26 protein-coding genes and 1 pseudogene are annotated in these 25356 nt (G+C 46.5%); 16 read left to right on the top strand and 11 right to left on the bottom strand.

Annotated features, from left to right (window positions below; genetic code table 11):
• The first annotated feature begins 40 nt into the window (after nucleotides 1–40).
• On the top strand, nucleotides 41–577 hold the full coding sequence (locus tag ACRRS1_RS15245) for an NUDIX hydrolase (RefSeq protein WP_432461126.1): 537 nt from the start codon (nucleotides 41–43) through the stop codon (nucleotides 575–577).
• 57 nt (nucleotides 578–634) lie between these two features.
• Here the strand turns inward: ACRRS1_RS15245 and ACRRS1_RS15240 are convergent, their stop codons facing one another.
• From ACRRS1_RS15240 to ACRRS1_RS15210, 7 genes are all read right to left on the bottom strand, one after another.
• The gene (locus tag ACRRS1_RS15240; protein WP_432467453.1) at nucleotides 635–1138 is read right to left on the bottom strand and encodes an ureidoglycolate lyase; all 504 of its coding nucleotides are present in this window, start codon (nucleotides 1136–1138) and stop codon (nucleotides 635–637) included.
• A gap of 8 nt (nucleotides 1139–1146) precedes the next feature.
• Nucleotides 1147–2151: an allantoicase gene (alc, locus tag ACRRS1_RS15235; RefSeq protein ID WP_432467455.1), complete on the bottom strand. Its 1005-nt coding sequence runs from the start codon at nucleotides 2149–2151 to the stop codon at nucleotides 1147–1149.
• 176 nt (nucleotides 2152–2327) lie between these two features.
• Nucleotides 2328–3155 carry a MurR/RpiR family transcriptional regulator gene (locus tag ACRRS1_RS15230; RefSeq protein ID WP_432459796.1) on the bottom strand — a complete coding sequence of 276 codons (828 nt, stop codon included), beginning with the start codon at nucleotides 3153–3155 and terminating at the stop codon, nucleotides 2328–2330.
• Nucleotides 3156–3194: 39 nt separating this feature from the next.
• Nucleotides 3195–3917: an amino acid ABC transporter ATP-binding protein gene (locus tag ACRRS1_RS15225; protein WP_432468976.1), complete on the bottom strand. Its 723-nt coding sequence runs from the start codon at nucleotides 3915–3917 to the stop codon at nucleotides 3195–3197.
• Nucleotides 3910–4560 (bottom strand): amino acid ABC transporter permease, encoded by a 651-nt coding sequence (locus ACRRS1_RS15220; protein ID WP_432452340.1) that lies wholly within the window; start codon nucleotides 4558–4560, stop codon nucleotides 3910–3912. Before ACRRS1_RS15220 ends, ACRRS1_RS15225 begins: the two co-directional genes overlap by 8 nt.
• A gap of 11 nt (nucleotides 4561–4571) precedes the next feature.
• Nucleotides 4572–5240, bottom strand: coding sequence for an amino acid ABC transporter permease (locus ACRRS1_RS15215; RefSeq protein WP_432452341.1), 669 nt, complete (start codon nucleotides 5238–5240; stop codon nucleotides 4572–4574).
• Nucleotides 5241–5253: 13 nt separating this feature from the next.
• Nucleotides 5254–6039, bottom strand: a complete 786-nt coding sequence (locus ACRRS1_RS15210) for a transporter substrate-binding domain-containing protein (RefSeq protein ID WP_432452342.1) — start codon at nucleotides 6037–6039, stop codon at nucleotides 5254–5256.
• A gap of 469 nt (nucleotides 6040–6508) precedes the next feature.
• Here ACRRS1_RS15210 and ACRRS1_RS15205 point away from each other — a divergent pair, with 469 nt between their 5' ends.
• The 4 genes from ACRRS1_RS15205 to ACRRS1_RS15190 all read left to right on the top strand — a co-directional run bounded on the left by ACRRS1_RS15205 (nucleotide 6509) and on the right by ACRRS1_RS15190 (nucleotide 10161).
• The gene (locus ACRRS1_RS15205; RefSeq protein WP_432459795.1) at nucleotides 6509–7207 is read left to right on the top strand and encodes a spondin domain-containing protein; all 699 of its coding nucleotides are present in this window, start codon (nucleotides 6509–6511) and stop codon (nucleotides 7205–7207) included.
• A 9-nt stretch (nucleotides 7208–7216) separates the two neighbouring features.
• A complete protein-coding gene (locus ACRRS1_RS15200; RefSeq protein WP_439035998.1) occupies nucleotides 7217–7915 on the top strand; it encodes a spondin domain-containing protein in 699 nt (232 codons plus the stop codon).
• Between the two features lie 61 nt (nucleotides 7916–7976).
• Nucleotides 7977–8678, top strand: coding sequence for a response regulator transcription factor (locus ACRRS1_RS15195; protein WP_432467457.1), 702 nt, complete (start codon nucleotides 7977–7979; stop codon nucleotides 8676–8678).
• A complete protein-coding gene (locus ACRRS1_RS15190; RefSeq protein WP_432467459.1) occupies nucleotides 8668–10161 on the top strand; it encodes a sensor histidine kinase in 1494 nt (497 codons plus the stop codon). Before ACRRS1_RS15195 ends, ACRRS1_RS15190 begins: the two co-directional genes overlap by 11 nt.
• 87 nt (nucleotides 10162–10248) lie before the next feature.
• Here the strand turns inward: ACRRS1_RS15190 and ACRRS1_RS15185 are convergent, their stop codons facing one another.
• Nucleotides 10249–11304, bottom strand: a complete 1056-nt coding sequence (locus ACRRS1_RS15185) for a helix-turn-helix domain-containing protein (RefSeq protein ID WP_432463617.1) — start codon at nucleotides 11302–11304, stop codon at nucleotides 10249–10251.
• A gap of 218 nt (nucleotides 11305–11522) precedes the next feature.
• Here ACRRS1_RS15185 and ACRRS1_RS15180 point away from each other — a divergent pair, with 218 nt between their 5' ends.
• The gene (locus ACRRS1_RS15180) at nucleotides 11523–11879 is read left to right on the top strand and encodes a DUF805 domain-containing protein (protein ID WP_432452348.1); all 357 of its coding nucleotides are present in this window, start codon (nucleotides 11523–11525) and stop codon (nucleotides 11877–11879) included.
• The gene (locus ACRRS1_RS15175) at nucleotides 11876–12415 is read left to right on the top strand and encodes a hypothetical protein (protein ID WP_432467460.1); all 540 of its coding nucleotides are present in this window, start codon (nucleotides 11876–11878) and stop codon (nucleotides 12413–12415) included. Before ACRRS1_RS15180 ends, ACRRS1_RS15175 begins: the two co-directional genes overlap by 4 nt.
• Nucleotides 12416–12577: 162 nt before the next feature.
• Here the strand turns inward: ACRRS1_RS15175 and ACRRS1_RS15170 are convergent, their stop codons facing one another.
• Nucleotides 12578–12823 (bottom strand): phage integrase N-terminal SAM-like domain-containing protein, encoded by a 246-nt coding sequence (locus ACRRS1_RS15170; RefSeq protein ID WP_439036016.1) that lies wholly within the window; start codon nucleotides 12821–12823, stop codon nucleotides 12578–12580.
• A 246-nt stretch (nucleotides 12824–13069) separates the two neighbouring features.
• Between ACRRS1_RS15170 and ACRRS1_RS15165 the strand changes: the two are divergent.
• The 4 genes and pseudogenes from ACRRS1_RS15165 (at nucleotide 13070) to ACRRS1_RS15150 (ending at nucleotide 17047) form a co-directional block, all read left to right on the top strand.
• Nucleotides 13070–14299: pseudogene (locus ACRRS1_RS15165) on the top strand (ISL3 family transposase).
• A gap of 240 nt (nucleotides 14300–14539) precedes the next feature.
• Nucleotides 14540–15181 (top strand): GIY-YIG nuclease family protein, encoded by a 642-nt coding sequence (locus ACRRS1_RS15160; protein ID WP_345857423.1) that lies wholly within the window; start codon nucleotides 14540–14542, stop codon nucleotides 15179–15181.
• A 797-nt stretch (nucleotides 15182–15978) separates the two neighbouring features.
• On the top strand, nucleotides 15979–16467 hold the full coding sequence (locus ACRRS1_RS15155; protein WP_432467461.1) for a hypothetical protein: 489 nt from the start codon (nucleotides 15979–15981) through the stop codon (nucleotides 16465–16467).
• Nucleotides 16468–16594: 127 nt separating this feature from the next.
• Nucleotides 16595–17047 carry a hypothetical protein gene (locus ACRRS1_RS15150; RefSeq protein WP_432467462.1) on the top strand — a complete coding sequence of 151 codons (453 nt, stop codon included), beginning with the start codon at nucleotides 16595–16597 and terminating at the stop codon, nucleotides 17045–17047.
• 66 nt (nucleotides 17048–17113) lie between these two features.
• On the opposite strand, the gene ACRRS1_RS15145 is transcribed toward ACRRS1_RS15150, so the two are convergent.
• The gene (locus ACRRS1_RS15145; RefSeq protein WP_432467463.1) at nucleotides 17114–17269 is read right to left on the bottom strand and encodes a hypothetical protein; all 156 of its coding nucleotides are present in this window, start codon (nucleotides 17267–17269) and stop codon (nucleotides 17114–17116) included.
• Between the two features lie 378 nt (nucleotides 17270–17647).
• On the opposite strand from ACRRS1_RS15145, the gene ACRRS1_RS15140 reads away from it, so the two are divergent.
• A protein-coding gene (locus ACRRS1_RS15140) for an IS3 family transposase (protein WP_432462919.1) occupies nucleotides 17648–18732 on the top strand; the annotation gives its coding sequence in 2 pieces (ribosomal slippage) (nucleotides 17648–17897 and nucleotides 17897–18732; 1086 coding nt in all).
• A gap of 228 nt (nucleotides 18733–18960) precedes the next feature.
• On the opposite strand, the gene ACRRS1_RS15135 is transcribed toward ACRRS1_RS15140, so the two are convergent.
• Nucleotides 18961–20220, bottom strand: coding sequence for an adenylosuccinate synthase (locus ACRRS1_RS15135; protein WP_432463612.1), 1260 nt, complete (start codon nucleotides 20218–20220; stop codon nucleotides 18961–18963).
• Between the two features lie 141 nt (nucleotides 20221–20361).
• Here ACRRS1_RS15135 and ACRRS1_RS15130 point away from each other — a divergent pair, with 141 nt between their 5' ends.
• The 4 genes from ACRRS1_RS15130 (at nucleotide 20362) to ACRRS1_RS15115 (ending at nucleotide 25313) form a co-directional block, all read left to right on the top strand.
• On the top strand, nucleotides 20362–21243 hold the full coding sequence (locus ACRRS1_RS15130) for a LysR family transcriptional regulator (protein ID WP_432467464.1): 882 nt from the start codon (nucleotides 20362–20364) through the stop codon (nucleotides 21241–21243).
• Nucleotides 21244–21336: 93 nt separating this feature from the next.
• The gene (locus ACRRS1_RS15125) at nucleotides 21337–22329 is read left to right on the top strand and encodes a transposase (protein WP_432467465.1); all 993 of its coding nucleotides are present in this window, start codon (nucleotides 21337–21339) and stop codon (nucleotides 22327–22329) included.
• Between the two features lie 1038 nt (nucleotides 22330–23367).
• Nucleotides 23368–24342 (top strand): alpha/beta hydrolase family protein, encoded by a 975-nt coding sequence (locus ACRRS1_RS15120; protein WP_432467466.1) that lies wholly within the window; start codon nucleotides 23368–23370, stop codon nucleotides 24340–24342.
• 344 nt (nucleotides 24343–24686) lie between these two features.
• Complete coding sequence (locus ACRRS1_RS15115) at nucleotides 24687–25313, top strand: DJ-1/PfpI family protein (RefSeq protein WP_432463609.1); 627 nt, start codon at nucleotides 24687–24689, stop codon at nucleotides 25311–25313.
• The last annotated feature ends 43 nt before the right edge of the window (nucleotides 25314–25356 follow it).

The raw sequence follows: 25356 nt of genomic DNA, 5'->3' as shown, positions 1-25356 counted from the left end.
TTTTGCCGCCTCATTTTTAGTTTGCTGGTTTGCTGTTTCGATGCGTCTTCTTCAATCTACCGTTCATCCTCAAATTGCCAGTCTTGAAGGTCGTAGCCTCGAGCGTTTGGCGGCACGTGCGATTGTATTAAACGGCGATGATATTTTGCTAATGTATACCGAGCGTTATCATGACTACAGCTTACCTGGCGGAGGCGTCGACGCTAATGAAACATTAGTTGCGGCATTGCGGCGGGAGTTGAGAGAGGAAACTGGTGCGCAAAACATTCGTGACATTGTGCCCTTTGGTTGCTACGAAGAGTACCGCCCCTGGTATAAAGAAGACGCCGACTACTTGCATATGCGGTCTTATTGCTATACCTGCAACATTGATCCAAAGCTTGGCAAAACATCATTAGAAGATTATGAAGTGAACAACGGGATGCAGCCGCGTTGGGTGAACATCGAACAAGCGATTGCCCATAATCTGGATACGCTGGCTAATAACCCCAAAGCAGGCATGTCGATTGAGCGCGAAAGCTACTTATTACAGCGAATACGTGATGAGTTAGTCTGTGCTTGCAGCCTTAGCGCTTAAGTGGTTGGCTTGCACTCGGGCACAGCCGTGATACGCTGCCGCCCGAATTCAAAGAGCTTACTCAGAAAACAATAGCCTGATGGATTGGCTTAAGTTTTGTTCGACACAATTAGCTTCTTCACCACTGCGGTCAATCACTAAAAAGTCACTAACTTGTTCAAGGCTAATCAGCGGATGGTGCCATACACCGCTGTGATAATTCACCCCTTGATTACCCTGTGCCAAAAAGGCTTTGATTTGCCCTTCTTTTAGCTCGCCTGCGGGGGCAACCACCACCACATAGGGGCGTTGTTGCAGGGGCATAAATAACTGACTCCCGTAAGGATGGTGCTCCATCATCTTGATGCTGAGAGGCAAGTCAAAGGCTTGCCCTCTGAAGATTGAGGCAATCATTTTGCTGTGGCGACCACTGCATTGTAGGTCGGCTAAGTTGTGATAGCGCTCGGTGCTGCCAGCATTGATGCTGAAATGCTCGCTGCCATCGGTTTGTATCACCTCGCCAAAGGTGCTAAATGCGCTTTGGCTGAGAGGCTCCAGATATAAATCAATGTGATTTACCATATGACTTCCTATGCCTTACCCCACAATCTGACGCGACTGATCCCACCATCGGGATAGATGTTAACTCGAATATGGGTGATCGGACCCAGTGGATTTACTTGGCTGAAGTGGTGATCATGATCAGCGCTGAGTGGCTGAGCTGCCAATAGTTCCGGCCAAAACATACTCTGGCTAATTAGGCTTAAATCGTTCGGGTCACTAATGTGCGCCGCTTGAATCGATAACTTATCGGGGAAGTTACCTTTAAAGTGGGTGGTGGCGATTTCAATTTCTTCAACGCTGCCAGCTTGACCCAAGGCGATAATACACCAGTCGTTACCGGGTTCACGGCGACGGCGGGTTTCCCAGCCATCTCCCATGTTGACGCCTTTGCCTGGTGCCAGCAAATTACTGGGGGTACCGTAGTGGGCATCGTTAAAGCCAACCACCCGGCCACCATTAACTAAGGCGACCAAATCGATTTTCTCGCCACTTTGAATATCGGCTTGTGGCAGGCCAAATACTCTTAAGCGAGCAATCCCGCCATCGGGAAAAATATTCACTCGTATATGGGTCACGGCCTGAGTTGTGCTCACTTCAAAAAACTGGCTACTGTCGCCTGCGAGCGCGCTGGCAGGGAGCAGGGCTTGCCATTGGGTTTCGCTGTCGGGTTGTTCCTGTTCGCTATGACAAACTTCCAAACTTACGGCGGGGGCAAAGTTGCCGGTGAAAAAATGGGTATCTACTTGTACACCTTTCACAATACCTTTTACGCCCAGTTTCACAATGCTCCAATCATGGCCCGCATCGCGGCGACGACGGCTTTCCCAACCATCCATCCATTTACCATTATCGTCATACTTGTCGGGATAAAAAACCGCTGGTAGGTGATTCAGCATGCGGTCGGCTTTGGCAAAAAAGTCATCACTGACTGCAACCACAGTGCTGCCGAGGCGGTGATCGGCTAAGTTGATAAATTGACGGCTAAACTCTGGCGCATCGGTGTTGGCGCTGGCGGTGATTACTTGGCTCATGATTGTCCTTATCGTTCTCGTATGTTGTGTTCACAGACTCAAGATTTGAGTCAAATGCATCTAATTTAGCATAACTAGAGGCAATCGTTTCATGGTCGATGTTAAGCAGTTCCAAGTTTGATTACTAATATGACATCGGCGCATAGGCCCGATGTCTAGATTGAGTAAAACTTGCCTTAGTTATAATGCTCTAGTTCATCCAGCAACTGATATTGCTTGCTGATTGCGGCACTACGTTGCTGCGCAGCAGTGCCCAAATAGTCGTAAATTTTATTACTTAAGTGTGCCAATAAACTCATCGGTGCCGCATAACTGTCGAGTGCTGTATGGTTGCTCATCGGACAAACTAATAGGTGTTTTACGTCTTTGGCATAGCGTTGTCCCGATTGGTCAGTGATCAGCACACTATTACAGTGACTAATTTGCTCAATTAGCGCGGAGAACAATTTGGGGCGACGGCGGATCCCAATCACGATGACTAAGTCATCAGCCCTAAGCTGGCTGAGATCTTCACCAATACTTTGCCCTGGCAGCGGTAGCAAATTCACGTTTGGCCGACATTGGGTGAGTTGTTCGCGCAGGTGCATCGCTAAAGGGTAGCTATTGCGGTAGCCAATAATGGTGACCGCTTTGGCGTGACTAATTTGTTCGACTAGTAAATGGAAATCGAGAGGCTCTAGTTGTTGATAGAGCTGATTGATGCTCTGAATATCCTCTTTATCGCCATGGCTGCCCGGCTGATTGGTGAGCAGCGGTTGGCCCCATTCGCGCTGCTGGCGCAGTTCATCGCAAACTTGCTGATGGTCTTGATAACCGAGCTGGCGAAAAAATCGACTAACGCTGGCTTTTGAAACTTTACAGGCCTGAGCAATTTCTGCAGTGGATAAAATTAAAACCTTGTCCGGGTGGTGCTGTAAGTAATCGGCCACCACTCGGGCGGTGCCAGATAGCTGTTGGTAATGCTCTACAATCCGTTGGTTAAACGGACAAACCGATTTACTCATTGGCCACTCACTCCTTGGTTTCGCTATGGCTTGATGCGATTACAGCACCGCCGAAATAAAGCTTTGTAATTCGCTGGTCTGAGGATTGGCAAAAACGGCCTTACTCTCGCCTGTTTCCCATACTTTGCCTTGGTGCATAAATACCACTCTATCACCCACATCACGGGCAAAGTTCATTTCGTGGGTCACCAAAATAAGGGTCATGCCCTCGGCGGCGAGCTGCTCCAGCACTTTGAGAACTTCTCCGACCAGCTCCGGGTCAAGCGCTGAGGTGATCTCATCACACAACAGCACCTTGGGCGACATTGCCAGCGAGCGGGCAATTGCCACACGTTGTTGCTGACCACCCGACATGCTGGTGGGGTATTGGTCAAACTTATCGGCCAGGCCAACTTTGGCTAATACCGACTCGGCCAGGGCGCGGCATTCGGCCTCATTTTTCTTTAATACCAATTTCGGCGCTAACATGATGTTTTCCCCGGTAGTCATATGGGGGAATAAATTAAAGTTTTGGAACACCATGCCCACACTACGACTCAGTAAACGCAGCTGTCTTTCATCATCGCCCACGGCTTGTTTGTCGACAATAATAGCGCCACCTTGAAAAGGCTCCAAGCCATTAATACAGCGCAATAGTGTGCTTTTACCAGAGCCACTACGACCGATGATCGAAATGACCTCTCCGGCCTTCACTTTTAAGTCGACGCCTTTTAAAACGTGGTGTTGACCGTAATATTTATGAATTTTTTCAATACTAACCAGCGACATTGAGTTTTTTCTCCAGATACTTGCTGTACAGCGACAGTGGAAAACACAGTAGGAAATATAGGGCGGCGACTAAGGCAAATACCTTAAAGGGTTGAAAGGTGGCATTGTTCAGCATGGTGCCTGCTTTGGTCAGTTCAACAAAGCCGATAATGGAAGTGAGGGCGGTGCCCTTAACCACTTGTACCGAGAAGCCAACGGTTGGCGCCACGGCCACCTTGAGCGCTTGCGGTAGAATAATATAGCGCATGGTTTGTAAGAAGCTTAAACCCAGGGTGCGAGCCGCTTCCCACTGACCTTTGTTGAGCGACTCAATACAACCACGCCATATTTCGCATAAAAAGGCGCTGGTAAACAGGGTTAAGCCAATAATGGCCGCCGTCCAAGCGTTCACATCGACCCCGACTAGGGACAAACCAAAAAAGATCAGGAATAACTGCATCAGCAGAGGCGTCCCTTGAAAGAGTTCTACGTAGCCTCTTACAATTGCCCCCAATACTGGGTTACGGCTGACCCGCATAAAGGTAAGCAGCAGGGCCACTAAACCACCGCTGGCAAAGGCGATTAGCGATAATAAAAGGGTCCAGCGTGCTGCCAATAATAAGTTACGTAAAATGTCCCAATCGGTAAATTGCGTCATTATTGGGCTTCCTATAAGCTTGGGTTTTTGAACATGCGTCGAGCACCGAGTTCGAATAACTGACGCATTGCAATAGCTAGCAGCAAATAGATCAGTGCGGTGACCAAATACGATTCGAAGCTTAAAAAGTTTCGAGACTGAATAAAGTTGGCAGAAAAAGTGAGTTCTTCAACCGAGATTTGCGACACCACAGCCGATCCCAACATCACAATGATGCATTGGCTGACCAGCGCCGGATAAATCCGTTGAAAAGCCGTTGGTAAGACTACCCGGCTAAAAATTTGCCAATGGCTTAGCCCGAGCGTTTTACCAGCTTCCCACTGACCTTTGGGAGTGGCTTCTATGCCTGCTCGAATAATTTCGGTCAGGTAGGCACCCAGGTTGATCACCATCGCTAAACAACCCGCTTGCCAAGCACTCAGCTTAAAACCCAGTGCGGGCAAACCAAAGAAAATAAAAAACAACTGCACAATAAATGGAGTATTACGAATTACTTCAACGTAGCTGCTAATGAGCCACCGCAGCCAAGGTTTCTGACTCACACGGCCAGCAGCCCCAGCGGTGCCAAGTAAAATACCGGCAACAGTGGAATATAAGGTGAGCTCGGCGGTGGTGAGTAAACCTTTGCTTAACTCCGGTAAATAGGGCACTAGGCCCGCAAAATCCAGCTGGTAGCTCATTAGTCTCTCCGATTTAAAGGCCTGCAGGAAGGGAGGTTTTAAACCAAGTTAGTGATAGTTTTTCTAGTTCACCTTGGCTTTTAGCTTTGGCTATCAGGCTGTTCACCTTGGCAACTAAGGCGTCTTCACCCTTCATTACACCCACATAACAAGGCGAATTCTTCAGCATGAATTTGGTCATCGGTTTACGATCTGGGACGCGTTTGGCAATTTCGGTAGCCACTAGGTTACCGGTAGCGATTAGCTCCACTTGACCGGATAAGTAGGCCGATAAGGTGGTGTTATTATCTTCAAAGCGCTTAATGGTGGTCGAGCTATCGACTAACTTGCTTAGTTCAATATCCTCTACTGCACCTCGGGTTACCCCAATGGTTTTTCCAGCGAGATCAGCGGCGCTGGTCACTTTCACGTCTTCGCTACCAAATACACCCAAGAAAAATGGCGCATAAGCATCACTAAAGTCGATGGCTTTTTGGCGTTCTGGGTTTTTACCCAGACTCGAAATAACCAAATCAACTTTACGCGTTTGTAAGTAAGGAATGCGGTTCGCGCTGGTGACGGGCACAAGCTCTAATTTCACCCCCAGTTCTTTCGCAAGATAACTGGCCATATCGATATCATAGCCCTGAGGTTGCAGGTCACTACCTACCGAGCCAAATGGCGGAAAATCTTGTGGAACCGCCACTTTTAGTACGCCGCGCTGGGTTAAAGTGTCAAGCTGATTGGCTTGAACCAAAGTTGAGCTGAACATGCTAAGCGCAATTGCGGCGCCAGCGAGTAGAGATTTAATTTTAAACATAGTGCTTCCTTTGCGAGTGTATTGAAATAAAGTTGAAACGATTGAATCTTGTGGGTTTGGTTTTGCAACAACTGAGCCAGTCACCAAAATATCCATTTAAAATTTTAATTCGTAATAGATTACAAGGGCTTAATTCGGTGTTGATGAGACGGAAACGGTCGCTCGCGGAGATTTTTAGCTTGGTTTGTATGACGAATTGCACATTTTGAGGGCAAATGTTGCACTTCGGTGCAGCTCTGTTAGCGCATCAAGCGATTAACGAAACGCCTAATGAAGCGTTGAGCGTGACTAATATTGGGCAGAGGGTAGGTTTTAAGTGAGGTGAGTCAATTACTTTTATCTTTAATTGATTGTTAAATAAGGATTTTATGGCCTGTGATAAAAACGTGATAAGTTCGTGAGCTGCTTGGGATAGCTGCTGTTTAAGCTGAGTGCGACTGTTAATTTAGGACCACAAAAGGAGCGAATCATGGATCTCAAGTCATCTTTATTGGCACTGCCACTGCTTGCGGTAAGCAGCTTAAGCCACGCCGCAATGCTCGATGTAAAAATTACTAACCTAACACAAGGCATTTACTTCACCCCATTACTCGTGACCGCACACGCTGCCGATAGCCATCTGTTTGAGGTGGGTCAAGCGGCTTCAAGTGCACTGCAAGCGATGGCCGAAGGCGGAGATATTTCCGGCTTAGTTAGCATTGCCGATGGTATTGCTGCGGTATCGGTGCAAAATCCGGCCAGCGGTTTATTAGCGCCAACTAGCCAAGCCATGCTGAGCGATATGGATACAGGTGCCAATACTCAGTTGAGCATTGTGGCGATGATGTTGCCGACCAATGATGGTTTTGTTGGCATCGACAGCTGGCAAATTCCCAGCGAAGCGGGAACCTATACCTTTTATATGAACGCTTATGATGCGGGAACCGAAGCTAACGATGAAATCATTAATGGCGGCGGCGCACCGGGGACTCCGGGAATTCCGGCCGATCCGGGAATGCATGGCGGAACGGGGGCTAGCGGCGTGACGACTGTTTCTAGCAACAGCAATATTCATATTCACCCCGGTAATGTGGGCGATAGTGATGCCAGCGGCGGCATCAGTGATGTAGATAGCCGTATTCATCGCTGGTTAAACCCAGTAGCTAAAGTACAGGTTACCGTGAAGTAAGGAGCAATGATGGCTATCTTAAAATTTACTCAGCGAGCCTTGACCATCGGGCTGCTGGCAGCAGGCTTAAGCGCCTGCGGCACTGACGATGTAAGCAGCAGCGCTGCGATGCAAAGTTATCAAGTTACCATATACAACGATACCGCAGCGCAGGCTTTATCGCCAGTTATGTTAGCGATCCACGATAGCGCGATACAGCTGTGGAGCATTGGTGCACCGGCAAGTTTGGCTTTAGAAACCTTGGCTGAAGGAGGCGATGCAAGTGCTTTAGTAGCGATGTTTAATGGCAAGGATGTGGCCATGCTTGGCGCTGGGGCGGTTGGCCCCGGCGACACAGATAGTTTGATGATTACTGCAGCGGCGCGCCACGATATGCGCTTGTCATTGGCAAGTATGTTGGTGAACAGCAATGATGCCTTTAGCGGATTGAATGCTTTGGATATCTCCAAGGTGATGGTGGGTGAAACCCTGACTTATCCTTTGCCCGCCTATGATGCTGGCACCGAAGCCAATAGCGAAGCGGCTGGCACCATTCCCGGTCCAGCCGACGGCGGTGAGGGATTTTCGGCAATTCGTGACGATGTGATGAATAAAGTTTCCCGTCATCCCGGTCTAGTGACTCAAGCAGACGATGCAGCATCGGTATTAATGCCCCAACATCGTTTATCGAATCAGGTCGGGCGGGTGGTGATCACTCGCATCGATTAAGCCCCCATGGGTACGTCCGCAACTTTGCGGACGTACCTATTTAAGCTGCTATGGAGCATTTATGTCAGCACGGATCTTGGTGATTGAAGATGACCACGATATCAATAATTTAATCGTTATGAACCTCGGTGACCTGCTGTATCAGGTGGAAAGTTGTGATCATGGGGGCCAAGGTTTTATCCAGGCCAGCCAACAAGCCTTCGATTTAATTGTATTAGATCTGATGTTGCCGGGGATGAATGGCCTGGATATTTGCCAGCAATTGCGGGCTCGACAGATTAATACCCCGATATTAATGCTGACCGCACGGGATTCTGAAGCCGATCGGGTGGTGGGTTTAGAGATGGGAGCCGATGACTATCTTACCAAACCTTTTAGTGTGCGTGAGTTACAGGCGCGGGTGAAGGCGATGCTGCGCCGAGTTGACCTGTTGCAGCAATCGCAGAATCACCCCGAACCGCAGTTAATGCAGCACCAAGACTTAAGCATCGACGTGGCGCGGCGTCAGGTATCGGTGGCTCAGCAAGTGGTGGAGCTTACTTCCACCGAGTTTGACTTGCTTTATTATCTGGCTAAATCGCCGGGTTTAGTGTTTAGCCGCACTCAATTATTAGATGAAGTGTGGGGTTATCAACACAGCGGCTATGAGCACACGGTGAATTCGCACATCAATCGCTTGCGCACAAAGTTGGAAAGCGATCCCTCTCATCCTCAGTATGTTCTCACCGTATGGGGCGTGGGGTATAAATTTAATGATGTTTAGCTTGCTCAGCTCTTTCTATAGCAAATTAGTGTTGGCGGTTGTGGCTTGTTTTATCTTGGCGGGGATCTTGCTGCTTGGCTTGGCCCATCAAAGCTCACAACAGTATCAAAATGAAATCGAGCAGAAGTTACACCTAAAGTTGGCTGAATACCTGGTGAACGATCAACAGTTGTTTCAAGATGGTCAGCTCGATTCCAAGGCGATTGAGGCAGCTTTTCATTCGATGATGATCCTGGGGCCAAGTTTCGAATTTTATATTCTGGATCCGCAAGGTAAGGTGCTGACTTATTCAGCCGACCCGCAAAAAATTAAACGCACCCAAATTGACTTAAGCCCGATCCGGGCTTTCATCCAAGGGGGGCATGTGGTGCCAATTGTTGGTCAAGATCCTCGTTCTAACAGCCGGAGTAAAATATTTTCGGCGGCAGAAATACGCGATGCAAGCGGGCTAAAAGCTTACCTATATATCATTATTGGTGGCGAGATCTACGACAGTGTGGCTGAGCTTTTACAAAGTAGTCATATTATGAAGCTCAGCCTGCTTGGTTTGTTTTTCATTTTGGGCTTTAGTTTGTTGGTGGTGGTGTTGGTATTTGGGCTGCTCACCAAGCCATTGCGTCGCCTCGCCAAAGATATCGATCAATTCCAACAAGAGGGTTTAGAGAAAAACGCCAACATTGCCGAGCATTGGCAAAATAACTCCCACGACGAGGTGCAAAAGCTGGGTGCGGCCTTTAGTCATATGGCCACCACCATTCAAGGTCAATATCAAAAGGTGAAGGATACCGACCAATTGCGCCGTGAGTTAGTCTCTTATGTATCGCATGATTTAAGAACGCCGCTGGCATCCTTGCAGGGTTACCTAGAAACCTGGCAATTGAAACATCGCGATTTAAGCATCGACGAAGGCGAAAAGTTGATTCAGGTAGCACTGAGTAGTGCCCGTAAAACCAGTGCCTTGGTGGAGCAGCTGTTTGAACTTGCCCATCTGGACAGCGAATCGGCGACGCTCAATCAAGAGCCGGTGGCGATTGCCGAATTGGCGCAAGATGTGATGCAAAAATTACATTTAGCTGCGCAAGCCAAGCAGCTGCTGATGCAGGTAGAGCCCCAGGACCCATCGTTAATGGTAAACGCCGATATTCAACGGATCGAGCGAGTATTTACTAACCTGCTGGAAAACGCCATTCGTCATTGCAGTATCGGCGATCGAATTAGCGTGCGCATTCAGCAACACCAAGAGCCACACAAACTCAATATTGTGGTGAGTGACACCGGCTCAGGCATTCCCGCCGATGATCTACCGTATATTTTTGATGCCCATTATCGGGCGGAAAACCGAACTCAGGATCGCAGCGCTCACGGTGGCCTGGGTCTGGCCATTGCGAAGCGGATTGTGCAATTGCATCACGCCAGCATTACCGTTGATTCTTGTTTAGGTGAGGGAACCCAATTTAGTTTTGCGCTGGATAAACCGGCTTAACTGGGGCTCGGCCAGATGGCGAAGCACTGGCACTGTTAAGCACGGTGCCCAAAGTTAAGCTTGGCGGGGGACTTGGAAACTAGCGGTTTAAGGCTTGGCGTGATTGAGTGAGTCTCGAAACTGACTGGGGCTTTGGCCAGTCACCCGTTTAAATTCACGATTAAAGTTAGATTTAGTTTGAAAACCGGCATTCAGGTAAATTTGAGTGAGGGTGTCATGGCTATTCGCCATTAAGTTTTTGGCTTGGGTGATACGGTATTCGTTAACCACCTTGGACACGTTGCGGCCGTATATTTGATTTACTGCAATCGATATTTTTCGCGCCGGGATCCCCAGTTTACGAGATAAGCGATCAAGGGTTAAATCGGGGTCGAGAAAGGCTTGTTTATTTAGCATCAGTTGATCGAGCTGTTGCACTATTTGCTGGGCTTGTTGCTGGCTTAAGGGAGGCGCGTTTTGGTCTTTAGCCGCGCTTTGCAAATCGCTGGGCTTAAGCACTGCTGCACCAGTTTGCTGGTCACTGGCGCGGGTACTCAGGCTCACAAAAACCACCGCCAACGACAGCATCGGTAACAAAAATGCGTGCCCAAGGCTCAGAATATAGCGAGCATGTTGTCCTTGGTACCAGGCAAAATCTAAGGAAATACTGGTATCGATCATCGCCGAAAATAACAACATCAGCCCGGCGATGCGCTCTGACTTTCTTGCCCATTCAATCGCCGATAATTGTACTTGTTCCGGCAGTTCATCCTTGGCTAGGGAGCTTCGCAGCAATGCAAGCCCATAAGCCAGGTAAAGTGTGGTTAAGGCGATATCTAATAGGGGGAGCCAGCTATGAATAAACCAGGCGAGGGTCACCAGTATTGGGCCCAAGGCATGTAATCGTGATAAACCTTTGGCGTGATGGGCTTTGCTAAAACAATACCAAGCGGCAACCGGGATCAAAGACGCCAAAATGGGGGCTAGGAAATGCAAAATCGTCGCATCAACTGTCCAACGTAAGCCAACCACCGCGGTGGTTAAAGCACACAGCAGTAAAAATAAGCCACCATTTTTTGCTTGCTCGGGGTTTTGCACCATCAGGCTCAGCGCCAGCATCACCAATAACAGAGATACCACCATGGGTAAGGGGATAGCCAACATAACAATTCCATTTTCCTTTCAAGGCTAAGTTGTCATTTTCATTAGGCAAGCATACCTAGCTTCAGCGGTGGGGAGAAGCGCCCCGCGTCCTTAAACCCGTTTTAGGGCGTCCTCGAACCTGTTCTAGGACGCTTCATTCCCCCAATTACCGCATTCTAGGGTGGTTTAGCAGCACATTTGCTGCGTATCGCTTAGCGTTTAATTGTGGAGAATGAATCATGAAATGGTATTGGCAAGCATGGAAATATGCGTTGGTGTTTAGTGGGCGAAGTTCCAGAGAAGCATTTTGGATGTTTTTTGCGGTAAACCTGTTGGTGGGGCTAAGCGTACTGATTTTGGAGCTCACTGGAGTGACGCCCGCTTGGGTCGATATTGTGTATAGTTTGAGCTGTTTTCTCCCGATGCTTGCGCTAACTGTTCGACGTTTACATGATACTGGGCGTTCGGGATGGTACTTGTTATTGATGGTGATTCCGCTGGTTGGGCCCTTGTTGCTATTGTTTCTTTTGGCCCAGCCCGGATTACCGGGTCGCCATGCATTTGATCAATTTCCGTTACAAGGGAGCCATTTATGAATCACAAATTGATGAATGTTGGAGTGAACTTATCGTTGCTATTCAGCTTGATTTATTTATTAACGCATATTCCCTTTATTGTGGCGAAAGAAGTCGACTTGCTAAGCATTCCTGCTGGCGCACAGGGTGTGGTTTATGTTGAAAATGCCAGCGAAGGACAGTTGTTGTACTTGCATGGGATCAGTGGCAAAGGGATCTATGTGGCCAAAGGCGAGCCCGGCGAAGTGTGCGTGATCCCATCATTTCCAGTGATTGCGGGTGGCTTTGATGGTCAGGGGATCGAGATTGCCAAAGCCAAGCCGATCCGCTTGGTGGTTTACAGTAAAGCGGTATCTGAGCGCTTGAAAGCTGGCGAGCAAGTGGTTAGTGAAGATTGGGTCCTGAGCCAGCCCAATAGTGCTGTGCGAGGCGATATTGGGATCGAGTCAGGGCTAAGTTTGCAACAGGGTTTTATCTTACATCCGCGAAAGTTTTGGAGCTCGTGGTTTAGCAGCCGTTGGCGTCAAGCGAGCTGTAAGGCGGCAGCGCATTTGTAAGGTGGCAGCGCATTTTACCGCGGCAGTGGCGACTGGCAAATAAACCGGCTTAGTTTGTTGGCATCGCATCGGCGCAGTCATACGGGACTGCGCTCGTTTTCATTTGAGCTAAAGCCGATTTAAATCGAGTCTCAGGGGCTAGCGAGGTCATCGACCCGGTATTTAATAGATGAGTATAGATTTGGGTGGGTCGGATATCGCTACGCCCCAGTTGCGCTTGAATGGTTCTAATGTCGGAGCCTCGTTGCAATAGATGGGCGTTGCTATAGATGGGCTTTGCAATAGCTGGCTGGCAAATGACAGGCTCAAAAATACCAGTGCATTTAAGGCAAGGGCCTGACTTTGTGGTGCGAGCTCCCTTTGGTTAGCGAGCTCGCTCAAAAAACGCTCAACTTCTCGGTTGTGTATGTCTTTGGGATGGCGTTTTGGGTTGAATAAAATAAAGCGCTATATCCATGCTAAGTCCCTTCGAATTGTTGTTTCTCTAAAGCGTATTAAACGTATTTTTATCCTCGATAAACGCGAGATATGATGGGCTCATATGTCGACCTTTATACTGTGATTATATGGCTCTTCACCGAATGTAGTGGAAACACTTTCAACAAACATTAATGAGCGAGATAATAAGTAAACGTTCATTAATACCTCGCGACTATGCAAGACACGACGCTTTATCAATCCATTCTTGGATTAACTCATCCTTGGGCTGTTTCATCTGTTGAACTCAATGAGTCAACCCAAACCATCACCGTACGCGTTGACTATGACCGAGCTTCATTAACGGCTTGCCCCTCTTGCGGTAAGGCTGTTCGTCGACACGATACTCGGCGGCGGGCTTGGCGACACTTAGATACCTGTCAGTTTGAAACGCGCATTGAGGCTGAAGTACCTAGGGCTGATTGCCCAGAGCATGGGGTACAAACACTTCAAGTGCCTTGGGCTACCAGTCATAGTCGCTACACAGAGCTGTTTGAGGCTCGCGTTATAGAGATGCTTAAAGTCAGTTCATGATACGCGGTGAGTAAAACCTATCGGCTTAGCTGGGGAGCCATCGACCGTATTATGGCACGAGCCGTTCAACGCGGTCTGACAGCCAGAACCACCATCAACTACCAAGACCTGTTGGTCGATGAAACGGCATTTAAGAAAGGCCATGACTATGTCACGGTATTATCCAATCGTGATGGTCAGGTGATATCGGTTGAAGACGGTCGAACAGGCCTGAGCTTATCAGCTTGCTTTAAGGCATTGCCCCCTGAGTCAACAATGGTTACACGTTCCATATCGATGGACATGAGCAGAGCATATATAAACGCAGCATATGACTACTTCGGTGAGCGGGCTAAGCAAATGATAGCCATAGACCATTTTCATATCGCAAAGGTGCTCACTAAAGCGGTGAATGAAGTGAGAAAAAGCGAACTCATGGCGTTGCCCCAGCATTTAAAAAGAGAGTGCCACCAAACACGGTATGGATGGTTAAAACGAAACAGCCACCTACATGGGACATTGAGAGAAAGAGTGAATGCGCTGGCCAAGATGATGCAAAACACAGGCTTGAGCTGGATATTCAAAGAGCAAGCAAGGGCCATTTGGTATGGCCATGCAGGTAACGCCAAAGCGGCTTGGAATGATTGGTTGGCACTCATAAAGGTCAGTCAAATCAGGCCGATGATGACAGCAGCAGAAACCGTGAAAACGCACTTAAAGGGCATCATCAATGCGATGCGTTATAAGGTATCAAATGGCTTGGCAGAAGCGATAAATGGAAACATTCAGCGCCTAAAAATACGTTCGATGGGTTTTAGAAATAAAGAACGCTTTAAGCGAGCTATTTTATTTCACTTTGGAGGGCTTGATATGACTTTCCACCAAGAACGGTGAAGAGCCGTATTTGCACAGTGTTTTAGTTTCGTTTGCGTCATTCGTCAAAGTAATCAATGATAGAAATGGATCGACGATTGATTGATTCCGAGTAAAAAACTAAGGTAGACAATGGGTTAATGTCAAATCATAAATTGATGAGCGAACGTGATGAAGATCATGTTTTTTGTGATAGGACGCGCGCTCATTGAATGGGATAGACCGCACGTGCGGCCTACTTAGCGTTAGCCAGGGAATAGTATGAGTACAGGTTTTGTTTATGTGATGATCAACCCAGCAATGCAGGGGCTAGTAAAAATCGGATTAACCAAGAAATCACCTAATGAACGTACAAAGGGGTTGAGAGGAACAGGAGTTCCAGACGATTTTATAGTTATTTACGATGAGCTTCTTACAGATTGTGAGTTAATTGAAAAACGACTTCACAAAAGATTCGATGAGTATCGTTATAAGCCAAACAGAGAGTTTTTTCAGATTCCTATTAGAGAAGCCATTCGAGGCTTAATGGAAGAGTCTGCTGGGTTTATTGTTCCTCGTGTAGGAGCGGACGGAGGTGTGGAGATTCTTCCTGATCTTAAGAAAAAATACCCAAGTTATCTAAAACCTGATTTTCACTCAATCAAGATTACACATAGTGGTGGAGTGGTTTACCTTGAGTCCGTTCGTTATCGACATGCGGGTTTGAAAGACGAAATTGTTGAGCGGACCGACTTGAGCTTCATCGTTGATGAGGATGACGATATGTTTCAAATTTCCAGAGATCCAACAGACAATGCGAGATTATTTGTTCATCAATTAGATGAATATTCAATGATTCACTGTACGGACTTGTTCACACATGATGCATGCGTTGATATAGCACAAAGACACGAACGTGGCTAATCGGGTAGCCGGAGGTATCTAACCTCCAGCCCCCACAACACCCTGCATGCGGCTCCGCACAGGGCGTTTCCTGAAAACGGTTAAAATACAACGGCCGATTAGCTCCTTTGCATTCCAATGATGGCTTCTGTTTTTGCGCCATGACTCCTCAGTCCGGTCGGATACGGAGACAATGAGCTGCACAGGCTCCTCATTGATTTTCAGGTTCAGGCCTTCACCATGTCCCAACCATTACGATGGGCGTTGGGCTACTATGCCGTCTGCTGACTTCTACTTAATCACCAATTGAGTTGCCCCAACTAGCGCTATCGTTGTTCATCGAGTTTGCTCACTTAAGTTGATGAGGCTTAAGTGCCGGGCCTGTTGAACTAGCGGCCAAGCTAGTGAGTTAAACGATCGCAAGTTAAGCAGATCTCCCCAGATAAGAACATGCACTGTCTCTGCACTGCTGCATCATTTACGGTGGCCGTTAGATCACATGGCTTCGTTGTCTTGTGCCAACTCGCCTCCAGCCTACGCCTCATATGATGTTCTAGTTCATCAGCTCGCAGGTTTGCGTCCGGCTTCCTTCAGACATTCCCTCGCAGTTATGCCCTTGCCATTCGCTAGTAGTTAGCGTTTAATAATCAAAGTGTTATTAAACGGTGACCTTCCTACAGAGGACTTTCACCTCATTAGTTCATGCCCATGCTGGGCGTACACAAAGTGCTGCTACCGGACAAATTTTCCGCTGCGCTCCAAATTTGCCGCAGAGCACGGCGTTATGCGCATACGCAACATGGAGTGCATCATTCATAATGAGTCTATTAAAATGTTTGTCTAGGTTGGATGAGCTTTACGAGATTCTTGATGTAAAGCTAACTGAAATAGAATGTGCAATCGATAAATCAAACGATCCCGATACAGATGGATTATTCGACCAGTCTGAATATTATGTTGGTGTTGGTTTAGTCGCAGCTCAACAATATCTAGCCGAAGCGGCAACTTTTTCAGGTATAGATAAAGATAAAGCTTATAAGTTAGGTCCTCGTCATAAATCAGGCATTTCTTATATTAAGGCAATAGATTCAGCTGCTAATTATTGGAAGCATGAAGCGGAGTGGTGGAAAGATCTAGATACATTAAATAACCCCAACCCCAAAGTAAGAAGACATGTTGCCACTGTCGCAGAAACTAGTCATTATCAACTTTCAAACTTCCTGTATGCATTGTCCAACAATAAAGAAATCAAACTAAAATACTTACTTCCGATAATTGATGAGTGGTTAGGTGCGCTGAAGAGTTAAAATACTCCTAAGTCAAAGCATGCGGACTTGGTAAAGCTGTCACCTTTTTCGCTTGCGCAAAAAAGCCGCCAACTTCACCAAGCCGGTGTTTGAGGCGTTAGCTATAGCGAGGAAAATTTGAGGTAAGATGGAAAAGTTAGAGTCTAATTTAGTTGGAGTTACAGGAGAGTATTACGTTGCTGCCGAACTGAGTCGTAGAGGTTATATAGCGTCAATTACACTTAGGAATAGCCGAGGCATTGATATTGTGGCGAGTAACTCGAATGCTTCAAAGTCAATCACAGTCCAAGTAAAAACAAATAGTGATGGTTCTGCTAAGTGGGTAGTAAATAGGAAATCTGAAGACTTCTATTCTGCTAATCATTTTTACATTTTTGTATCGCTCAAACCATTATCAGATCAGCCTCCTATATATCATGTAGTACCGAGTGAGCATGTGGCTAAAACAATCAAAGTTGGTCATCAAAATTGGTTATCCGGAACCAAAAAAGATGGCTCACCTCGAAAAGATAGCACTATGCGAAAGTTTGAAGACTTAGAAGGTAAGTTTGTTGGTCAGTGGCAACTGTTGGGGCTATAGCTAACAAGCGCTTTAAGACGGATTCTGTAGCGCGTGGCATTTTTGTCATGCGTTGATTTTAGTGATTTAGGTGGTATGTGGAAGCATCGTATTGCATTGCTCACCACTGTAAGCGGGCGTTAGCTGCCAGCCAAGATAATTCAGTTGTTTTAAAGTGGGTGTTGCGATTGGCTTTTTTGGTAAGTCTGCGGCAATGGCGTTGTCGGCTTTGGGTTTCGGCATTGCTCATCGCCAATCAGCATCGTTGTAAGAATCAGCTCTTGCATCTGGCTCTGTTTGGCGTAAATCGCAGGCAAAGTGCAATCAGGTTGCAACCCCTCGTTTACACATTCAGTAGACAATTTGCTGATGAATCATTTCTATATGTGTGTAAATTACGCGGAAATCAACTTGAACAACATCCAACCGGAGTGCGATTTCATCTACATGTGTGATTCGATTAGCAGCCTTAATCAAATCAAAATTTGATTAGAATAAAGAATTCATTAGACATCCCCAGACAAAACTATCTTTAACTGCTTGATAGTTTGGTAATCCCCCCGAAAATTAATCCCATGCAAAAGTAGAATTTTCTCGTATAGTAAATACAGGAGATTCAACATGAAAAAGTCACGTTACACGGACAGTCAGATCTTATCTATTCTCAAGCAGGCTGAGGCTGGTACACCTGTTCCTGAGCTCTGTCGTGAGCATGGAATGAGCAACGCAACCTTTTACAAGTGGCGTTCGAAATACGGTGGTATGGACGCATCCCTTATGGCGCGGATGAAAGAACTCGAAGATGAAAATCGACGGCTTAAAAAGATGTATGCGGAAGAACGCCTTAAAGCAGAGGTGATCTCAGAGGCGATGGCAAAAAAGTGGTGAAGCCCTGTGAGCGTCGATTGATGGCTCAGCGTTCGGTGGCGAACTATCACATCAGCATTAAAAGTGCATGCTATTGGTTTGGGATCAGCGAGACCTGCTATCGCTATAAATCGAAGCTTCAACCTGAGAATGAGTTGATAGCTCAAGAGTTAGTAACGCTGTGCAACAGTGAAGACTGCTCTGACTGGGGCTTTGGCCTGTGTTTTCACCATTTGCGGAACGTTAAAGGGTATACATGGAACCATAAGCGGGTTTATCGGATCTACTGCGAATTGGCTCTAAACTTACGTATTAGGCCAAAACGACGCCTGAATCGCCATACGCCAGAGCCTCTTAAAGAGCCGATTAAAACAAACCAAGTTTGGTCCGTGGACTTTATGCATGATCAGCTATCTGATGGCCGGAAGTACCGTTTATTCAATGTGATAGATGATTACAAACGTGAAGGTCTGGCGTCAGAACCTGATTTTTCAATGCCCACAGTACGAGTCACTCGGATCTTAGAGCAGCTCATCGAACAACGAACCAAACCTGTTGCGATCCGCTGCGACAATGGTCCTGAGTTCATTAGCCATGCGTTTATTAAATGGGCCAACAACCACGACATTCGAATCGATTATATTCAGCCAGGGAACCCACAACAAAACGCGTATATAGAAAGGTTCAACCGTACTATGAGGTTTGGCTTAGTGAGTAAGTATTTGTTTGACACACTTGAAGAGGTTCAAGATCGGGCGACCCAATGGTTATGGTTCTACAATCATCAACGACCACACCTTGCAAATGGAGGGTTCCCACCACTAAAAACGGCAGCATGAATTCTACGAATAAATGCGGTTAATAATGGGAGGATTACCGTTTGTGCACGGCTATTAGTGCTATATCTAAGACACCCATCGTTAACTAGCGGTATTTGTTCCTGTCCAAACTCATTTATATTCAGAAGTGTGTTTTAAAGTCGTCGTAATACTAAGAAGATAAAAATCTAAGCTACTATAGCTAGTTCTAGCTTAGATTTTTATTGAATGGCTTAGCTAAATAAACCGTTATCTACGAACGATCATTTGCTCTCGTTCTGGTCCAACCGAAACCATGACGATCGGAACTCCCATTAACGCCTCGATGCGAGTTATATAATCCTGCGCGCTTTGAGGAAGGCTCTCGAAAGTACGGCAAGCGGTGATATCTTCATCCCATCCCTGCATTTTTTCATAAACAGGTTGCAGCTCTGCAGTTTGAGGCCAAATTGGATTTTCACTGTGTTCGCCATTGTAAGCAATACAGATTCTAAGGTCCTTCATACCGCTTAAGCAGTCTATTTTAGTTAATGCAATCTCAGTTGCGGCTTGCAGTTCAACCCCATTTCGAGTCGCCACCGCATCAAAGTACCCCATATCTCGTGGGCGGCCTGTAACCGCACCGTACTCATTCGAACTTTCTCGGAAGTTATCTTGTTCTTCCATCGCTGTAACTAAGGTTCCTGTACCCACTGATGAACTAAACGACTTAGCGACAGCGATAACACGCTCTGGCCTCAATGCTGGTAAACCACTGCCAATACCGGCATAGGCAGCGGTCACATTTGATGACGTTGTCCAAGGGTACTCCCCATAAACGAGATCACGGCCAGCACCCAATTGAGCTTCAAATAATAGCTGTGCTTTGGTTGCTTGCAGTGCTTTAAGAGGCTCGGTGACGTTACAAATAAATGGACGCCAAGATTTCGTTATGTCTAATAACCATGCCGTAAGTTCTGCTGCACTTTGCGAGTAATCGCAATCTGGGTATAAGGCTTTTAACTGAGGAATTTTCCAATCTAGCATAAATTGAATTCGCTGCTCTAGTACGTCTGGCTGATTCAACCAACCAACTAAAATGCCTTTCTTCATTACACGATCGCCGTAAGCCGGTGCAATACCCTGACGAGTAGAGCCGTAGGCTGCATCACCGAGTCTTTGTTCTTCTAATGTATCTTCAAGTGCATGTAGAGGTAGACACAAGGTAGCACGATCGGAGATACACAAATTCACATCCACTCCCGTTGCCTTAACTTCTTCAATCTCTTCAGTTAGTGCCGCTGGGCTAATCACCATGCCAGGGCCAAGAACAGCAATACAGTTCGGATTGAAAATTCCGCTTGGCAGCTGGTGCAGTTTGAACGTGCCGAAGTCATTAACAACGGTATGTCCGGCATTATTGCCACCTTGAAAACGAATACTGGCAGAAGCATCTGATGCTAAAAAGTCAACAATACGGCCTTTACCTTCATCTCCCCAATTGGCACCCACAACGACAATAGACGACATAATATATCTCCGATTTGATTGTGAAATCATCTTAAACTTGTCGATCTAATAAGAGAAATTAATTATAGTGATTAACTTGATAATAATTTCATATGATTAATATTCATATCGCTTAGCTTAGCCCACATAAAAGGTGAAACGATGCTGGATATCCATTGGCTTAAAACTTTTGTTACGTTGGCGGAATGCAAGCATTTTGGCAAAGCTGCAATTGCATTGCATATGACTCAACCAAATGTCAGTTTACACCTTAAACAATTAGAGCAAGCTACTAGCGTTAAGCTCATTGAACGTAGCCCATTCCACTTAACTCAAGCGGGTGAACGCTTACTTGAAAGTAGCCAAAGAACGCTACAAGAATTACAGGTTTGCCAAGCTGATCTTAATGCTCTCAATGATCTGAATAAAGGTACGATTACTATCGCGGCCAGCGACATTATCTCTCGTATGTTACTCATTGAAGCGTTTAAGTTGTTTAAAGGTGAGTACCCAGGAATCGATATCGTGTTATTAAATACCACGTCATCGCAAGCTTCTGAACTTGTTAGAAATGCTGAGGCTGACCTAGGGTTTGTTATCTCCCAAAAACAGACGCAACCATTGCATTTTGTTGAATTACAGCAGGTAAAGTGGGTTGCATTAGGTTTTGGGTTTGAACGAGATACAGAGCAAGACAAAGAGTTAACCTTGATCTTGCTCGGTCATGATACCCGTACCAGAGATCTCATTGATAACGCATTACCTACGCTCAATCTAACTAATTATAGAGTGATGGAGGTTGGCAGCGTAGATGCGCAAATTGATTGGGCAGAAGCGGGGTTCGGAGTGGCTATTGTTCCAGAGTTTGCACTGTCAACGCCGCGTTATCTCAAGTCATTAGTCACACCTTTAGCTGATTTTCCTACGACAGAGCTAGGTTACATTGTTCGGCAAAACCAGATTTTATCGAAAGCCATCAAGCAACTTCTTCATTGGGTGAATCAAGGGATTACCTTGTTGCAAGAGAATCGAAACGAATATTAATAACTATGGAATAATCATGACACCCACCTCAACTAACGAAACGCTTTTAATAGTCTAAAATATCAATAGTGGTTTATTTGGGGAGTTATTATTATGCCTCGGCCAAGACGCTCGCAGGTGAGCTTATCGGATACACTCTACTATCATTGTGTTTCGCGTTGTGTTCGACGGGCGTTTCTGTGTGGCGAAGACCAACAAACCGGTAAAAGCTATGAGCACCGCCGCCAGTGGGTCGAGGATTATCTGCTCAAATTAGCGTCGGTGTTCGCCATTGATGTTTGTGCTTATGCTGTCATGAGTAATCATACCCACCTCGTGCTACATGTTAATCAGCCGCAAGCAGAAGCCTGGTCAATGGATGAAGTGTTAGCGCGTTGGCATAGCTTGCATCAGGGCACCTTACTGACTCAGATGTATCTCAACCTTGAGTTACGTCCGCAGTTGAGTGAGGTGCAACTACAAGCCATTCGCGCCACCGCCGAAGTGTATCGGACTCGCCTGTATGACTTAAGCTGGTTTATGCGCCATTTAAACGAACACATTGCGCGAGCCGCCAATCAAGAAGACCAATGTACCGGTCGATTTTGGGAAGGACGCTTTAAATCCCAAGCGCTTTTGGATGAAGCCGCCCTCATGGCGTGTATGGCTTACGTAGACTTAAACCCCATCAGAGCCAAGATGGCAAGTACACCAGAGGACTCGGCCCATACCAGCGTACAGCGACGAGCAAAAGCAGCTCAGCTAAAACAAGCCCAGGCAACAAACCTGTTTCCCTTTGTGGGTAACCCAAGAGAGCCGATGCCCCAAGGCTTACCCTTTGAGCTGAAAGACTACCTTGAGTTAGTCGATATGACCGGACGCATGGTAAGAGAAGATAAACGGGGTTACATCGACAGTGGAGAAAGTTCCATCATCCAACGCTTAGGGATAAATGAAGCGCAGTGGCTGACTTTAAGCGGTGAGTTTGAACGGCACTTTTCTGGGGCTGTTGGTCAAGAGCGCTTGCTCAGACAATATCATCGGCATATGGGGCATCAACGAACGGCCGGTTTAAGTTGCAGCAAACGTTTGCTAAACCGCGCTTAAGCGCGAGCTTACTTTCGAACCACCCTCAATCATCAGCCTTGTATGGGGGGATACCTTGCCTTGCTGAGACGCACATTGGCCCAGAAATCACCAAACTGAGCCACCTAGTGTGAATTTAGCCGTTAATCGGCATGACAATCGCCTGAGGACTAAATAATTACGGTGGAATTAATTTACAAACGGTTTTATTGTCTTATTATTTTTATCATGGATGTCCATACTTCGTGCTTGTCCATACTTCGCTTGTCAACGAACGGCCGGTTTAAGTTGCAGCAAACGTTTGCTAAACCGCGCTTAAGCGCGAGCTTACTTTCGAACTATGTCTTAATCATCAGTATTGTATCGGTGGTGATACCTTGCTGAGGCGCACATTGGCCCAGAAATCACCAAACTGAGTCACCTACTGTGAATTTACCCATTAATCGGCATGACAATAGCCTGAGGACTAAATGATTGCAGTGGTGTTCACTTCACTAACGCTGTTACTGTCCCTGTAGTTTTTATCATGGATGTCCATACTTCGTGTGAACGGCACTTTTCTGGGGCAGTCGGTCAAGAAAGCTTGCTCAGGCAATATCATCAGCATATGGGGCACAAACGAACGGCCGGTTTAAGTTGCTGCAGACGTTTGCTAAATCGCACTTAAGTGCGAGCTTACTTTCGAACCATTCATTCTCCATCAGCCTTGCTGAGGCGTGCATTGGTTCAAAAATCATCGAAATGAGCCATTTTTGCAAACTTACCCGTTAATTGGCATGACAACGGCCTGAGGACTAAATGATTGCAGTGGTGTTCAGTTCATTAACGTTGTTACTGTCTTTGTGTTTTTTATCATGGATGTCCATGCTTCGCTTGCTCATGCTTCGCTTGAATTCAGCCACCAATCAGCATGATTAACGCCTGAGGACTAAATGATTGCAGTTGTGTTCACTTCACTAATACTGTTACTGTCCTATAGTTTTTATCATGGATGTCCATACTTCGCTCTTTTGGATGTCCATACTTCGCTTGGTTGGATATCGTCTTTAGGAAAGAGCAATGCAATTTACAATGATGCTCCTCGCTGTTGTACTCTGTTTTACAGCATCCATCGCGCATTCCGTTGGTATAAAAAAAATAGTAGTTCCTGCTGATAACAAAGGCCCTGCAATAAACGCCGTGCAATGGTCACCATGCTCTAGCGCCTCAGGTGAAATACTGGCCGGACCGTTTGTTCTTCTTGGGGTTCGTGATTGTCCCGTTGCTGGAGAACACTTGCCTCTCATTATTATTTCACATGGGTTTGGCGGGTCGAGCCTCAGCCATCATGACACAGCAACAGCTCTCGCTAATGCAGGCTTTATAGTGGTGTCACTCAACCATCCTGATGATACATCTACAAATAAAACAAGATTTCATAATCTTAAAGCTTTGATTACTCGCCCGATGGATGTCAAACGGCTCATTAACTTCATGCTAACCTCATCACCAGACGTGGCATCAATAAACCCAAATTCTATTGGTTTTTTTGGCTTTTCACGTGGTGGTTATACCGGTCTTGTCCTAGCAGGGGCGGCTCCTGATTTTGAGAAACTGCTCATTCCATGTTCCGACAGGACCGGCGCAACGTGTGACCATGCAAACATAAAGCAATTGCCTATGTTACCCCCCAGCAGCGATCCTCGGATCATGGCTTATGTGATTGCCGATCCTTTGAGCAATGTCTTTGTAACATCAGACAGTTTGAAACATATCACTAAGCCAATCGAGCTCTGGGCATCTCAAGAAGGGGGGCATGGTGTGTCCCCAAAAGATGTTCCCGCTATCGCGCATAATCTGCCCATGAAGCCAACTTTCCATCTTGTTCCCAATGCAGGCCATTTCTCTTTTTTGACCACATGTCCCCCCAAGTTAGCTAAAACATTACCAGAGCTTTGTATAGACAAACCAAATTTTGACCGAGCCGCTTTCCACAAAAAATTTAACACCGATATGATTTATTTTTTTCGTAAAAATCTAATTAAAGTCCCGTAACTCATGTTTGGAAAAACGACCAAGCCCTCTAAGTGCATATATAACTAAATAATACCCAGCTTCTAACTGGTGATCGTCACTTTCGTAGTGACTAAAACCCTGCCTTGTTGGATTTAACACGGTCGAAGATCTGAGCTTGTGAACTGCTATGCTTCAGTCATTCGGCAACTTGAATAAAGCTCTTGCGCGTATCTAAGCCTATGAAAATCATGGTATCGTTGTTCAGATTGCCTACATGATTAGTCGTTTGCACACGAGTCATGGCTCTGGCTTCAAACTAAACCCCCGAATATGGAGGCTAGCACCTCGAGCGGGCATTATGTCTAGATGTATAGGAGATAATTATGAATTTTGGCATTCTTGTATTTGATCAGGTAGAAGAACTCGATTTTGTCGGACCGTGGGAAATGCTCACGATGTGGCGAAAAAATGCCAACGGTCCAGAAAATTGCATCATTGTGAATGAAACGCTTGACCCCGTTACTTGTGCAAAGGGTTTGTCGATCAACCCACATGCTTCATTTTCATCTTGCCCGCCGCTTGATTATTTACTTATTCCTGGAGGTGAAGGTACACGAACTGAAGTTGATAACCCGGTGCTAATCGATTTCGTTGCCAATCAAGCAAAGAACTGCAAGGCGGTTTTATCGGTTTGCACAGGATCTTTTGTGCTGCATGCCGCGGGGCTTTTGTCTGGCAAAAAGGCAACCACTCATTGGCAATCATTGGAACGTTTACGGGCACTTGGTGATGTTACCGTGGTTGAACAGCGCTACGTGCAAGACGGTAATGTCTGGTCTTCTGCGGGGGTTTCCGCTGGCACAGATTTAATGCTGGCTTTCATCGCAAATGTCGCTGGTGAAACCACCGCGGGACAAATACAGTTTGCCGCAGAATATTACCCCTCTTCGGTCAAGTACGGGGGGTTTGAGAACCACGAAAAAGCGCCCGGATATCTAAGAAAAAACTAACAAATGGCTAATTCGGACTTGGTCGTAGCTCCGGTTGAGTAGA

Origin of the sequence: Agarivorans sp. Z349TD_8 (assembly GCF_050870825.2) — a bacterium.
Classification (GTDB): domain Bacteria; phylum Pseudomonadota; class Gammaproteobacteria; order Enterobacterales; family Celerinatantimonadaceae; genus Agarivorans.
Note: the sequence above shows the minus strand (reverse complement) of the source record. Positions and strands in the feature narration are given on the sequence as shown.